Raw genomic sequence first — 14,902 nt, 5'->3', positions numbered from 1 at the left:
ATTATGGGAAAATTTAAATTTAGGAAAACTGATATAGAGGGTATGTTTGTTGTTGAGCCTAAGGTTTTTGAAGACAATAGGGGATACTTCATGGAAACGTATCATGAAAATGATTTTAAAAAGGCAGGTTATGATTTAACTTTTGTTCAGGATAACCAATCAAAATCATCAAAAGGAGTGCTTAGAGGATTGCATTTGCAATTGAAATATCCTCAGGGCAAATTAGTTCGTGTTATTAGGGGCAAGGTCTTTGATGTTGGCGTTGACCTTAGGGGGGACTCTTCAACTTATGGCAAATGGCATGGCGAGATTCTATCTGATGAAAATAAAAAACAGCTCTACATTCCACCGAAATTTGCACATGGATTTTTGGTGTTGTCTGATGAGGCGGAATTTTTATATAAATGTACAGAATTCTATCATGGCGAAGATGAATGTGGAATCATGTGGAATGATGAAGATATAGCTATTGACTGGCCATTGGATGAAATTGATGAGATTATTTTATCCGAGAAAGATAAAAAATTAAAATCATTTAAACAAGTAAATATTAAATATTAGTGATTATCATGACAAATATTTTAGTTACCGGCGGAGCAGGATTTATCGGAAGTAATTTTGTAAGATATATGGTTAACAAATACTCTGATTATCATATTATAAATTTAGATGCTTTAACTTATTGTGGAAATCTTGAAAACTTAAAAGATATTGAAAATAAGAACAATTACTCATTTGTTAAGGGGGATATCGGAGATAAATCTATTGTTGATGAGTTGGTTAAAAAATCTGATTATGTTATTAATTTTGCAGCTGAAAGTCATGTTGACAGAAGTATAAATAATCCGGAAATCTTTATTAAATCTAACGTATTAGGCACACAAGTACTTTTAAATGCAGCAAAAGAACATGGTGTCGATAAATATATTCAAATATCCACTGATGAAGTTTATGGAACGCTTGGAAAAACAGGATACTTTGTAGAATCTACTCCTTTACAACCGAACAGCCCATATTCAGCTTCTAAAGCCGGTGGGGATTTAATTACAAGAGCTTACTTTGAAACTTTTGACTTGCCTGTTAATATTACTCGCTGTTCTAATAATTACGGGCCTTATCAGTTTCCTGAAAAATTAATTCCGTTGATGATTTCAAATACTCTTGAAGATGAGAAATTGCCTATTTATGGGGATGGAAAAAACATTAGGGATTGGTTACATGTCCATGACCACTGTACAGCTATTGATTTAGTTTTACATGATGGTAAACTTGGTGAAGTTTACAATGTTGGTGGTAACAATGAAAAAGAAAATATTTATATTGTCAAATTAATTCTTGAAACTTTAGGTAAAGATGAATCTTTAATTGAATTTGTTAGTGATCGTTTAGGCCATGATAGACGATACGCTATTGATTCAAGTAAAATTCAGCAAGAATTGGGATGGGTTCCGGAATACTCTTTTGAATTAGGTATTAAAGAAACTATTCAGTGGTATTTGGATAATCAGGATTGGACGGCTCAAGTTAAAAGTGGTCAATATATGGAATATTATGAAAAGATGTATGGGGGTGGATAGTGTTACATTTGAAACACCTCTCTTTTATAATATTCAATTTTATTCTTTTTTTGGGCTGTTTTGTTTAATATTTGCTATACTGTTTTTTGTTCATTTTAAAATAATTCAATTTAAAATCTATTTTTATTCTTAAATTTAAGATACTTTTATATATTATAATTGTTTAATAATTAATTTGAAATTAAAATTTATTTTTTGGGAAATAGTGATTTGGATGTTGGAACAATATTTACCTTTTGTAGCATTAATAATATTTGGAAACATTGAAAACTTAGTTTTATCATCTCAAGGTGTTGTAGCTGGTGTTAATCCGGTTAAATTAGGAATTGCGAGTATTTTTTGGGTTGTTTTGTGGTTGGTTATAGGAACTTTTGGAACACAGTTTTTAATTGAATATGTTGATTTCATTGAGTTCATTGGAGGATTGGCTATTTTTATTTTAGGAGCCCAAGCAATGATTGCTTCCATTAGAGGTGAATAGTATGGATTCAGAATTAATGAATTTTCTTCCTTTATTAATTTTTGGCAATATTGAAAACTTAATTTTAGCAGCTCAAGGTGTTTCAGCACATGTTGATCCAGTTGGATTGTCCTTGTTAAGTATTGCAGCTGTTATTTGCTGGCTTTTAATCGGAACTTTTGGTACAAAAATAGCCATGAAATATGCTAGATTTATTAATTTTATTGGTGGTTTAGCAATTTTCATTTTAGGTATTCAGGCGATGCTTGGAGTTCTTCCTGAACTGTTAGCAGCTTTTTAGGTAATCATGTCATATTTAAAACATAGACTCTATGGTTTACTCTTTAGATTATTTAGATATACTTATGTTGAGCCAAACAGAATTTCATTTATTATGGATTCCCGCGAATCTTTTAAAGGTAACTTAGAATATATTAAAAGAGAGTTTGAAAGAAAAGGCGATTATGATTTTCACTTTTTTTATAAGGATAAGTTATCCTATTCTAGTTTACAAAAGTTAGCAGGTTCTAGATATATATTTTTAAATGACAATTTCTTTGCATTGGCTTTTATGGAATTTAAACCTAAAAACATCATTGTCCAATTGTGGCATGCTCCGGGAGCATCTAAAAAATTCGGAGGATCTGTTGATATTAAAAGCAGAGGCATTTTAAGGAAAATTTCTGAAAAAACTGATTATTTAATTGTTACTTCTCGAAATATTGTGGAATATTACGGTGAAGCATTTCAGATATCCAAGACCAAAATCAAGCCTTTGGGCCTTCCAAGAATGGACTATTACTTTGAAAATCATGATGCAGACCAATTAAAATCGGATTTTTGCAGTAAATATGATGTGTCTTCAGATAAGAAAATCATTCTCTATGCTCCGACTTTTAGGGAAGAGGCCAAATACAACAATGTCTTCACTTACCTTGATTTGGAGAAATTCAATCAGGAATTGGGGGATGATTATATTTTAGCTTTAAAACTTCATCCTAAAATCAGAAACTTCTATGGGAAGGACATATCAGCTAATGGGCAGTATATTGATGTCAGCGATTATGAAAGTGAGCAGGAGCTGATGTTAATCAGTGACATTCTGATAACTGATTATTCTTCTATAATGATTGAGTATTCGGTTTTAGATAAGCCTACTGTCTTTTTCACTTATGATCTAGATGATTATTTAGCCAATGAGCGCGGTTTTTACTATGATTTTGAAACTACTGTTCCGGGACCGATTGTTCATACTTCCGATGAACTAATTGATGTAATCAAAGATGGTGATTTTGATAAAAGCAGAATATCAGAATTTGTTAAGATGCAATTTGATGAAATTGATGGCCATTCATCTGAGCGAATTGTTAATTACTTGTTAAATAGAGGAAGGTAAAATGGATAATTATAAGGTTAGTGTAATTGTTCCAGTTTATAATGCTTCAAAATATATAGGCAATACTTTAAATTCAATTGTTTCTCAAGATTTTGATGATTTCGAGATGATTGTCATAGATGATGGCTCAACTGACAATAGCCTGAAAATCATTAATGAAACTCTAAAAGACTGCAGGATACCGCATAAGGTCATCCATCAAGAAAATGCCGGAGTCAGCGTTGCAAGAAATCGGGGTATTGACGGTGCAGATGGGGATTATCTGGTTTTTGTTGATGCAGACGATTATATTTCACAAAATCACCTTTCAAGTTTATACAATGGCAAGACAGACTTTAGTTTAACATTATATGCTAAAAAAGAGCTAGACGAATTAAAAAGTATAGATACTTACTCAAAAGACTTAATCACAGCTCATGAATTTATTGAAATGGAATTAAATATGCAAATAACCTTTAATTTTTTCCAACTGATGTATAAATCAGATATAATTAAAGATAATGGCATTAAATTTACACCTGGAATTGTTTACGGTGAAGACACGGAATTTGCCCATAAGGCTCTCAATTACGGAGGGGAAATCGCCATCAACAATAATGTTACTTATTATTATGTCCAACACCCTAACTCAGCCATTAACACAACTGACTATAGACGATTTGACATTGTAAAAGTTTTCGAGAATTTGGCTGAATTTTATAAAAATAACAATAAACAAGAATTTTCAGATTTAATCATAACCTCAAGGATTCCAAAAGCAATATTTGGAAATATGAACTTCTTCTTTCACAAGGGTTATGATTTTGATGAAGTGATGGGAAAAATGAAGGAATTAAATTTGTTTGAAAAACTATCTGAATATGAAGGGGATAGCAAATTTAAATTAAAAATAAGGTTATTCTTATTAAATCCAAAATTATATTATAAAATGTGGATGAAATTAAAAAATTCAATCTGATTAGTATGAAGGTTTCTGTAGTCACTCCGAATTATAATGGGGAAAAATTCCTAAAAACTTTTTTTGCATCGCTAAATGATGATTTTGAATATATTGGCGAAGTAGTTATAGTGGATAATGGATCCAGCGATAATAGCCTGGATTTCATTAAAAATAATTCATTTAATTTTCCGGTCAGGATAATAGAGAACAGTGAAAATTTAGGTTTTTCGCCGGCGGTCAATCAAGGAATCCGTGAAGCTAAATATGAATATATATTTTCCCTGAACAACGACACTGAAGTTAAGGAAGGTTCAATTAAGGCTTTGGTTGATTTAATGTCTAGTGACGATAAAATATTTTCCGCCCAAGCAAAAATGCTTCAATACAGCAACAAAGATTTAATCGATGATGTTGGAGACGAGTATAATTTACTTGCATGGACTAAAAAGAGAGGAGAAAATCACAAATCCACAGAATTTAGTGAAGTTTGTGAGATATTTTCAGCCTGTGCGGGAGCTGCAATGTATAAGAAATCATTATTGGGTAAAGTTGGAATGTTTGATGATAATTTCTTTGCTTATATGGAAGATGTGGACCTTGCAGTTAGATCAAGGATTAATGGGTACAAAAATGTTTTATGTCCAAATGCGATAGTATATCACATTGGAAGTGCAACAAGCGGGAGCCGTTATAATGAATTCAAGGTAAAGCTAGCCGCTAGAAATAATGTTTGGGTAGTTTATAAAAATCTGCCAATACCATTGAAAATTGCCAACTTCATATTTTTGTTTTTGGGATTTTTAATAAAATATATATTCTTTATAAAGAAAGGCTTTGGTTCAGCTTACCTGGCAGGCATTCGCGAAGGTCTATCCACTAGAGGCAAAATCAAAAAAGTCAAATTCAAATCATCCAATGCGAAAAATTATTTTAAAATAGAATACAGACTAATAATCAACACTTTCAAATTTATTAAAAAATAGCCAGTGAGTTTCATGGATCTTTCTGTTGTAGTTGTAAATTATCAAACCTTTGAGCTAACAAAAAACACTATAAATTCTATTATGGATTATGACTATCCATTTGATTTAGAGATATTTGTAGTTGACAATGCATCTAGTGACGATAGCTTGGCTCGCCTGCAGGATTATTTTTCAGATAAGGTAAAATTCATTGCATCAGCTGAAAACAATGGTTTTGCAGCAGGAAACAATCAAGCTTTAAGACAAGCAAATGGCAAATATCAACTTCTGCTAAACTCAGACACAATTGTATGGGAAAATACGCTGGAAAATATCTATAATTACATGGAAAAGCACACTGATGTAGGTGCATGTGGCTGCAGGGTTCTTTTGGAAAATGGCGACCTTGACCTTGCATGCAAAAGGTCTTTTCCAAATGTCAAAAATTCATTTTTCAGGCTGTTTCATATTCCAACAAAAACAAGCGGCGATGACTATAATTTAACCAACCTTCCGGACGATGGAGTTTATGAAATCGATTGCCTTACAGGAGCATTTATCTTCATGAGAAAATCAGCTCTTGATGAGGTGGGTTTGCTTGATGAAACATTTTTCATGTATGGTGAGGACATTGACTTGTGTTATCGCATTAAGCAAGCTGGCTGGAAGATAATTTATCATGGCCAATCTAAAATCACCCATCTTAAGGGAGCAAGCAGCAAAAAACAGAAATCCAAATTAATTTATGAGTTTTACCGTGCAATGTATATTTATTATAAAAAACACCATGCTAATGAATCATTTTTCATGATTAATTGGATTGTTTATTTGGGAATTGCCTTTTTATGCTGTTTAAAACTTTTTCTAAATTTGTTTAAAAAGAAAGGTTAATTAATGGTTCTTACATATATATTATTGGAAACTAGTTTTTTTGGTAGTTATTATGATAAAGGAGAATCAAAGAATATTAAACGTAATATTGGTTTTTATTGATGTTTTAGTGATATCCATATCGCTTGTGTGTTCACTTTGGTTAAGGTTTAAAACTACTTTATTCGGCCCGATTGGAGGTCATTTGGGCTTTTATAGCTACGCTTTATTTTTATTGTTGGCTATTATTCCGGTTTATCTGATTTTATACTTTGCATTTGGGTTATATAAACCTCGCAGAACTTATAAAAATATTTTCTCAGAAGCCACTAAACTTATTAAAGTTAATATCTTAGCATTCATCACTTTGGTTTCCATACTGTTTATTATACACCAACCTGATTTTTCAAGAATAATGCTATTTTTACTGGCGATTATAGCAACATTCTTTGGAATCATTGAAAGATTCATCATTAGGAGTATTTTAAAGAATTTAAGAGTTCATCATCGTAATTTAAAACATATCCTGATTGTGGGAGATAATGATTTAGCATTTTCATTTGCAAGAAAAATCAGGAACAATTCATATTTGGGATTTGTTATTAGCGGATTCTTGGGAAGGGCAGATCATGTTGGTGCGGAGATTGAAGGAAGTCAGATTATTGGAACATTTGAAGACTTAGACTATATACTTGAAACTAATAGTTATGATAGGGTTGTTTTAGCTATTCCTTTAAAATATTATTATAAGATTAATGAACTAGTGGAGAGCTGTGAAAAAGTAGGAATTAAGGCAGAGATTATTCCGGATTACATAAGATATTTCCCTGCTCAACCATCTATTGACATGATTGAGGATATTCCGATTATCAACATTCGCTATGTTCCCATTGACGATGATTTTAATAAATTTTTAAAATTCATGTCAGACTACGTTATCTCCATAATAGCAATTATTATTACATCACCTATAATGATTATTACAGCTGTTGCGATTAAACTTACCTCTCCTGGACCTGTCATATTTAAACAAGAGAGAATGGGGCATAATGGTAAAACTTTCATGATGTATAAATTCCGCAGCATGAAAGTGCAAGATCCAAGTGAGGAAAAATCTGAATGGACAACAAGAGACGATCCAAGAAAAACAAAAGTTGGAGACATCATTAGAAAAACCAGCATTGACGAATTGCCTCAGTTTTTCAATGTTTTAAAAGGTGAAATGAGTGTTGTGGGTCCAAGGCCTGAAAGGCCGTATTTTGTAGAGCAGTTCAAAGAAACAATTCCAAAATACATGGTCAAACACCAAGTAAAACCTGGTCTGACAGGTTGGGCTCAGATTCATGGTTGCCGTGGAGATACTTCCATCAAAAAGCGCATAGAATATGACATTGAGTATGTGGAAAATTGGCACATGGGTTTAGACCTGGCTATAATGATTAAAACAGCATTAAAGAAAAATCCTAATGCATATTAGCATTGTTGTGTAATTTGCACATGTGTGCACTTTACCAATATTTATATTGAATTTTTTAAAAAAATTGTATTGGGAATACTTTTCAAATGCTCTCTCTAATACTTTATATACGCTATGATTATAAAATTATAATTAACTTTTCTATGAGGGTTTGGTATGCAAGAAAAAATTTTACAAGAATACGAAAAAGTTAAAGATAAACTTTCTAAAGAAGAGTTCTTAGAAGAAATGGAAAATTTAAAAGCTGACAATAACGGCATTGATTTCATTGATGATTTTGGAGCTGCACAGATGGTAGTGCAAAATCACAACGGAGTTGATACATCAATATTTGAAAATAAAGTAGAAGAATCTTCCAATGTAATGACAGAAGATCTTCAAGAAAGATATGATAAGGTCAGCGATAAACTTTCCCAAGATGAATTCTTTTCTAGAATGGAACATTTTAGACAGCAAGAAAGTCATAACCCCTTTATGACAGATGTTAGTTTGGCCGACATGGTTGTTGGCGAACTAGTAGATGAAAAAAATGAAATGATTTCTGAAAAACCAGAATTTAATGTTAATACTATTGATAAACTTGAGAAGGGAAGCAGGGATGTCACTGTTGCAGGTAGAATAATCTCAATTTCAAACAAAAAATCATTTAAAACCCGAAAAGGTCAAAGTGGTAAAGTTTGCAATGTTGAGTTAAAGGACAGCACCGGTGAGTTAAAAGCAGTTTTTTGGACTCAAAATATTAAATTACTTGATCATGTTAAAGAAGGAGACATTATTCAAATTAAAAATGTAGATATCAAAGAGGGATATTCAGGCCTTGAGGCAAATTTAAGACCAAGATCAACGGTTGTTAAATTAGAAGAGGATTCTTCTAAATTCCCAGTATATGAAGAAGAAATTACAAACATTGCAGATATACAAGCAGATACGAAAGTCAATATCATTGCAAGAATCGTTAGAATTCCAACCATAAGAAGCTATGAGAAAAACGGAAAAGAAGGAAAAGTTGCATCTCTTGAATTACAAGACAGTTCAGGACAAATCTCTTATACATTATGGAATAAAAATGTTGACTTAATTGATGATTTAAAACTTGAAGATGGAGATACCATTAAAATTCTCCAAGCTCAGGCTCGTGAAAGGGCAAACAGAGATGGGGAATCTGAAATAAATTTAACTCACTGGGATGGCAGAATTATAACAGGCGACTTTGATGTGCCGGAAATTAATATAGAATACAGTCCTATTGGGGATTTAAGAGAAAAAAAAGATGTTTCAATTAAAGGTATCGTTTCAAGACTTCAGGATGTTAAAATTTTCACAAGAAAAACTGATAATACTGAAGGAAAATTAAGGAACTTCGATGTCCGGGACACCACCGGCGAAATAAGGGTAACAGTTTGGGGTGATGATACAGCTTTACCAATAAGCAAAGGAGACATTGTTAAAATCATTGGTGGGGATGTCCGTTATGATGAATACACTCAAAGCCAATACTCAATGAATACTAATTTCAATACTCAAATCACAATCAATCCTGAAAATTTATCTGCTGAAGAATTTGATGAATTGGACAATTTAAGAAATGAATTACGCCCAACCAAAATTGGTGAAATAGAACTAATGGATGATGACGGTATTGAAATTGATATTGTTGGAAGATTCCTGTCTCTTGAAGATCCTAGAGAATTTGAAAGAGATAGTGGAGATAAAGGAATTGTCCGTTCAGCAATGTTTGCTGATGAATCCGGCAAAGTAAGATTATCTTTATGGGATGTAAAAGCTCAAGGAGATTATGAGGTAGGTGAAGCTTACAGGATTGAAAATGCAAGAACTAGGCTTGGAATGTATAATGTAGATTTAAACATCGGCGGAAGTTCCAGAATCATCAGATTATCTGAAGAAGAAGCATCTTCCATGTTCATCCCTAAATTAGAATCATTGGAAAAAACACTTTATGACTACATCAGTATTGATGAAGTCGAAGAAGACGAAATGGATAAGATAATCATTGGTAGAGTAATAGAAATATTTGATGTACGCACCTTTGAAAGAGACGATGGTGAAGGACAGGTTAAAAATATAGAAATTGCTGATGATACCGGATCGGTTGTTGTTGTTCTATGGAATGATGATGCAAACAAAGAATTTGAATTAGGTCAAGCAATTAAATTGCAAAATCCTCGTTTCAGATATAATGATAGAAATAATCGTGTAGAAGCTAATGTATCTGGAGCCACTACTATTTTAGAGCCAAGTGAATCTGAATTAGAAAAATTACCTTCTTATGAAGAATTGATGGAAATTATTTTTGTTCCTAAATCTATCGAATCATTATTAGAAGATGATACTAATGTCCATATCACTGCTCAAATCAAAGAAGTCAGCAGTGAAAAAACAATACTTGTAAAATGTCCAAATTGCCGTGCAAGTGTTGAAGATTCTGGCGATGAATTTTCATGTGATAACTGTGGACATGTGTTTGATGAACCGAGTTATACTCTTATGATCCCTACAAGAATTGAAGACGACACTGGTGAAATCCAAGCTACTTTCTTTGATAATTTAGCTGAAGAACTTATTGGAATGGATAAAGAGAAAGTAGTTTCCCTTATGGAAGATGGATTGGGAATCGAAGATAAACTTGAAGATTTAGTGGGATATACAATTGAAATAATTGCTAATGTTAGCTTTGACGAATATGCTGAAACAAATAGGTTAAATCCTAAAAAACTCTTGAAAAAATATTATTAAATAAATGAGGAGTGATTATTATGGTCGAATTAAGTGATTTACCAGGTGTTGGTGAAAAAACAGCAGAAAAATTAAAAGATGCAGGTTTTGCTGATATGATGAGATTAGCTACCGCTACTCCAAAAGAATTATCAGTAAAAGCAGAAATTGGTGAAGGCGTTGCAGAAAAAGTTATTGAAGCAGCACGCAGAGCTGAAAATATTACTTTTGAAACCGCATTAGAAGTAGATGAAAGAAGAAAAGATGTAGGACACATCACTGTTGGAAGCCAGGAATTCAATGATTTAATTGGTGGGGGAATTGAAACCCAATCCATCACCGAAGTATTCGGAGAATTTGGATCTGGTAAAAGTCAAATTTCACATGAATTGGCAGTAACTGTTCAGTTGCCCGAAGAACTTGGAGGACTTGATGGGGAATGTGTATTTGTCGATACCGAAAACACTTTCCGTCCAGAAAGAGTTAGACAAATTGCTGAAGGATTTGAATTGGATACTGAAGAAGTATTAAGCAGAATTCATGTTGCCCGTGCATTTAACTCCGCACACCAAATATTAATGGTTGATAAAATTAATGAACTTATTCAAAGTGGAGCTAATGTTAAATTAGTTATTGTGGATTCATTAATGGCTCATTTTAGAGCAGAATATGTTGGAAGGGAATCTTTAGCTGTAAGACAACAGAAATTAAATCAACATTTACATTCTCTTCAACAAATCGCAAATACTTACAATGTTGCAATATTTTTAACTAATCAAGTTCAAGCTAAACCTGATTCCTTTTTTGGAAGTCCTACCAAAGCTATTGGAGGACACGTTTTAGGCCATGCATCTACTTATAGAATATGGCTTAAAAAAGGATTGGCAGGAAAAAGAATTGCGCGTTTAGTGGATTCTCCTCATTTGCCTGAAGGGGAATGTGTATTTAAAATTACTAGCGAAGGTATCGTTAGTTAATTTTAATTTTATTTTTTAACTTTTTTCTTAATCTTTTTATATTATTTTTACTAATATTTATTTATGAATACAATTGAAGTAACAATTTTATCAATCATTATAATGATTGGTCTTGGATATTTCCTTAAACGAATCGATTTTTTAAGTGAAAAAGACATTGATCCATTTAATAAAGTGGTAATGTATATTTTATTGCCTTGCATGATATTTCATGCATTGTATACTGCCGATATATCTGCACTTTCAAAATTAGGTGTTTTGCCATTTGTTATTTTAGCATCTTCATTTGCCACAGGAATAGTTTCATATTTCATTTTAAAACGATTAAAATTAGATGATATCAAATTATGGAGTGTTTTAGTAACTGTAATGATAGCTAATACTGCATTTATGGGTTATCCTGTTACTTTAGGAATTTATGGTCAGGAAGGTTTTTTAAGAGCAATATTTTGTGATATCGCTACTTTAATTATATTTTTAATGCTGTCTTTTGTTTTAATCTTAAAATTTGGAGGAACTGTTAAGGCTGCTGTTAAAAAAATAACATTTTTTCCACCTCTTTGGGCTGTAATTTTAGGTTTAGGATTTAATTTATTAAATATCTCTCTGGGGCCGGTTATTGATAATACTACTAATTATTTAGGTCAGGGGGCAATTCCTTTAATCATGATTGCTTTAGGTTTATCAATTGATTTTTCAGCAATTTCTAGATCTAAATCAATGATTGCTTTCACATCAGTTATTAAATTGGCATTTTTCCCATTAGTTGCATTTGTTATTGCCTCTCAAATCTCTTTAGTTGACTTACAGTATAATGTTTCTATTGTTGAAGCGGCCATGCCATCTGGAATGATGTCTTTGTTGCTTGCAATAACATATAAATTAGATTATGAATTAACTTCAGACTGCATATTGATCAACACTGTAATCTCTTTGATTACACTTCCGATAATAATCATGTTAATTTAGCAAAAAATGGAAAATTTATCTTAACTTAAATTTTTTATTTTATTAAAAAAGTAAGAATATTCTTTATTTTACTTAATAATTTAAATTTAGCTTTAATTTTGGATTTAAAGATTTAAATAATCCTATTTTTTTTCATTATATATAAAGGTTACTCCAAGATTTTTATAGAAAGCTTTATAAATGTGTATTAACTACATTAGTATATCTAATAATATGTAAAAATTTTTACAACTGCTTTTAAAAATTGCAATTTATGTATATTAGATATTTTTCACGACTTGTACAAGGTGAATTAATATGGCAGAAGAAAAAAGAGATAATAATGAAGAATTAAGGATAGGTGTTTACGTCTGTCACTGTGGTGTGAACATTGGGGGAGTAGTCGACTGTCCTGATGTTGCTGAATACGCTAGAACTTTACCTGACGTAGTATATGCAACTGACTACAAATATATGTGTTCCGACCCAGGTCAAGCAATGATTCAAGAGGACATCAAAGAGAAAAACTTAAACAGAATTGTTGTTGCAGCATGTTCTCCTCGTCTTCACGAACCTACTTTCCGTAGATGTGTAGAAGAAGCAGGATTAAACAAATTCTTATTTGAATTTGCTAACTTAAGAGAACAAGACTCTTGGGTACACATGAGTCAGCCTGAAGAGGCAACTGCTAAAGCTAAAGATTTAACTCGTATGGCTGTTGCTAAAGCTAGATTACTCGAACCATTAGAAGCTACTAAAGTTGCAGTAGATAATAAAGCATTAGTTATCGGTGGTGGAGTGTGCGGTATTCAAACTGCATTAGATTTAGGTGACATGGGATTCAAAACCTATATGGTAGAAAGAAACCCAACCATTGGTGGAAGAATGGGACAATTAGATAAAACATTCCCTACTCTTGACTGTTCAATGTGTATTTTAGCACCTAAAATGGTAGACTGTGCAAAACATGAAAACATCGAATTAATTTCTTACGCAGAAGTTAAAGAGGTTGATGGATACATCGGAAACTTCAAAGTAACTGTTGAGAAAAAACCTAGATATGTAAATGAAGATTTATGTACCGGATGTGGAGCTTGTGTAGAAGCTTGCCCTATCGAAATACCTAACTACTACGATGAAGGTGTAGGTATGGTAAAAGCTGCTTACATTCCATTCCCTCAAGCTGTACCATTATGTGCAACTATTGATAAAGATTACTGTATCGACTGTAATTTATGTGTGCAAGCTTGCGGACCTGAAGCAATCGATCACAACCAAAAAGCATCTACTATTGAATTAGAAGTGGGTACTATTATTGCTGCTATCGGTTACGATCCATTTGATCCTTCTGGAATTTATCAATACGGATACGGACGTTTTTCCAACGTTATTACTGCAATGGAAATTGAAAGAATGATTAATGCATCTGGTCCTACTGGAGGACATGTTATCAAACCTTCCGATGGTATTGAACCTAAACGTGTAGCATTTATCCACTGTGTTGGTTCCAGAGATGAACAAATTGGTAAACCATACTGTTCAAGAGTGTGCTGTATGTACTCCATGAAAAACGCTCAATTATGTATTGATCACGAACCTGATACTGAAGTAACTTGTTACTACATGGATATCCGTGCATTCGGTAAAGGTTACGAAGAGTTCTACAAAACATCTCAAGAAAAATATGGTATTGAATTTGTCAGAGGTAAACCTGCACAAATAATCGAAAATGACGATTTAACCTTAACTATAAGAGCAGAAGATACTTTACTTGGTAAGGTAACTGAATACACTTACGATTTAGTTGTATTAAGTGTAGGTCTCGAACACTCCGAAGGATCTGACGATCTCAGACAAACTTTGGGTGTTTCCAAATCAGCAGACGGATTCTATATGGAAGCTCACCCTAAACTTAGACCTGTTGACACTTTAACAGACGGTGTTTACATTGCTGGTGTAGCTCAAGGTCCTAAAGATATTCCTGACTCCGTAGCTCAAGGTTCTGCTGCAGCATCCAGAGCAGCAATCCCAATGGCTCAAGGAGAAGTGGAAATCGAACCTATTATTGCATCTAACGATGAAACTATTTGTGGTGCTTGTCAAGTATGTGTTGAATTATGCCCATACGGTGCTATTGCTATCGCAACCGGTGTAGGTGGTAAAGAATTTGCACAAATTAACTCCGCATTATGTAAAGGATGTGGTACTTGTGTAGGTGCTTGTCCATCTGGTGCAATGAACCAACAACACTTCAAAACCGAGCAAATCATGGCACAAATCAGTGCTGCTCTTGAAGACTTAGGTAAATAGATTTAGAGATTAAATTTCTCTATTTCTTTTTTTATTTTTTTTTTTTTTTTTCAAAACCATTGAATCTTCACCAATTAATAGATTCTGGAATTTATTTTCATTGTTATAATTAATTTTAAGTGTTAAATTTATAATAGTTTCTTCTATTCTATTTTATTATTTAAATATTATATATGGCATGTTGAGAGAAATTTTAATAAGATCATGCTGTAGGCAATTAATTTTATTTCTTTTTGAACCTTGTAGAAACCA

Annotated in this window: 13 protein-coding genes; all 13 read left to right on the top strand. The window is 32.6% G+C overall.

Annotated features, from left to right (window positions below; genetic code table 11):
- The first annotated feature begins 3 nt into the window (after nt 1-3).
- The 13 genes from rfbC to Q9969_RS03960 all read left to right on the top strand — a co-directional run bounded on the left by rfbC (nt 4) and on the right by Q9969_RS03960 (nt 14,650).
- Nucleotides 4-561, top strand: a complete 558-nt coding sequence (gene rfbC, locus Q9969_RS04020; protein WP_305554711.1) for a dTDP-4-dehydrorhamnose 3,5-epimerase — start codon at nt 4-6, stop codon at nt 559-561.
- 8 nt (nt 562-569) lie between these two features.
- Complete coding sequence (gene rfbB / locus Q9969_RS04015; protein WP_305554708.1) at nt 570-1,577, top strand: dTDP-glucose 4,6-dehydratase; 1,008 nt, start codon at nt 570-572, stop codon at nt 1,575-1,577.
- A gap of 214 nt (nt 1,578-1,791) precedes the next feature.
- Nucleotides 1,792-2,058, top strand: a complete 267-nt coding sequence (locus Q9969_RS04010) for a hypothetical protein (RefSeq protein WP_305514233.1) — start codon at nt 1,792-1,794, stop codon at nt 2,056-2,058.
- A 1-nt stretch (nt 2,059) separates the two neighbouring features.
- The gene (locus Q9969_RS04005; protein WP_305514231.1) at nt 2,060-2,338 is read left to right on the top strand and encodes a hypothetical protein; all 279 of its coding nucleotides are present in this window, start codon (nt 2,060-2,062) and stop codon (nt 2,336-2,338) included.
- 6 nt (nt 2,339-2,344) lie between these two features.
- Complete coding sequence (locus Q9969_RS04000) at nt 2,345-3,433, top strand: CDP-glycerol glycerophosphotransferase family protein (RefSeq protein WP_305514229.1); 1,089 nt, start codon at nt 2,345-2,347, stop codon at nt 3,431-3,433.
- A 1-nt stretch (nt 3,434) separates the two neighbouring features.
- The gene (locus Q9969_RS03995) at nt 3,435-4,391 is read left to right on the top strand and encodes a glycosyltransferase (protein WP_305514227.1); all 957 of its coding nucleotides are present in this window, start codon (nt 3,435-3,437) and stop codon (nt 4,389-4,391) included.
- 5 nt (nt 4,392-4,396) lie between these two features.
- Entirely contained in the window at nt 4,397-5,356 is a 960-nt protein-coding gene (locus Q9969_RS03990) for a glycosyltransferase family 2 protein (RefSeq protein ID WP_305554705.1), read from the top strand.
- Between the two features lie 12 nt (nt 5,357-5,368).
- On the top strand, nt 5,369-6,226 hold the full coding sequence (locus tag Q9969_RS03985) for a glycosyltransferase family 2 protein (RefSeq protein WP_305514224.1): 858 nt from the start codon (nt 5,369-5,371) through the stop codon (nt 6,224-6,226).
- A gap of 52 nt (nt 6,227-6,278) precedes the next feature.
- The gene (locus Q9969_RS03980) at nt 6,279-7,682 is read left to right on the top strand and encodes an undecaprenyl-phosphate glucose phosphotransferase (protein WP_305554702.1); all 1,404 of its coding nucleotides are present in this window, start codon (nt 6,279-6,281) and stop codon (nt 7,680-7,682) included.
- 156 nt (nt 7,683-7,838) lie between these two features.
- Nucleotides 7,839-10,436, top strand: coding sequence for an OB-fold nucleic acid binding domain-containing protein (locus Q9969_RS03975; protein ID WP_305514220.1), 2,598 nt, complete (start codon nt 7,839-7,841; stop codon nt 10,434-10,436).
- A 20-nt stretch (nt 10,437-10,456) separates the two neighbouring features.
- Entirely contained in the window at nt 10,457-11,392 is a 936-nt protein-coding gene (radA, locus tag Q9969_RS03970; protein WP_294998331.1) for a DNA repair and recombination protein RadA, read from the top strand.
- Nucleotides 11,393-11,455: 63 nt separating this feature from the next.
- The gene (locus Q9969_RS03965; protein WP_305514214.1) at nt 11,456-12,361 is read left to right on the top strand and encodes an AEC family transporter; all 906 of its coding nucleotides are present in this window, start codon (nt 11,456-11,458) and stop codon (nt 12,359-12,361) included.
- Nucleotides 12,362-12,658: 297 nt separating this feature from the next.
- The gene (locus Q9969_RS03960; protein ID WP_305514212.1) at nt 12,659-14,650 is read left to right on the top strand and encodes a CoB--CoM heterodisulfide reductase iron-sulfur subunit A family protein; all 1,992 of its coding nucleotides are present in this window, start codon (nt 12,659-12,661) and stop codon (nt 14,648-14,650) included.
- The last annotated feature ends 252 nt before the right edge of the window (nt 14,651-14,902 follow it).

Source organism: Methanobrevibacter sp. V74 (assembly GCF_963082495.1).
Lineage (GTDB): Archaea > Methanobacteriota > Methanobacteria > Methanobacteriales > Methanobacteriaceae > Methanocatella.
This window is presented reverse-complemented; position numbering and strand designations above follow the sequence as displayed.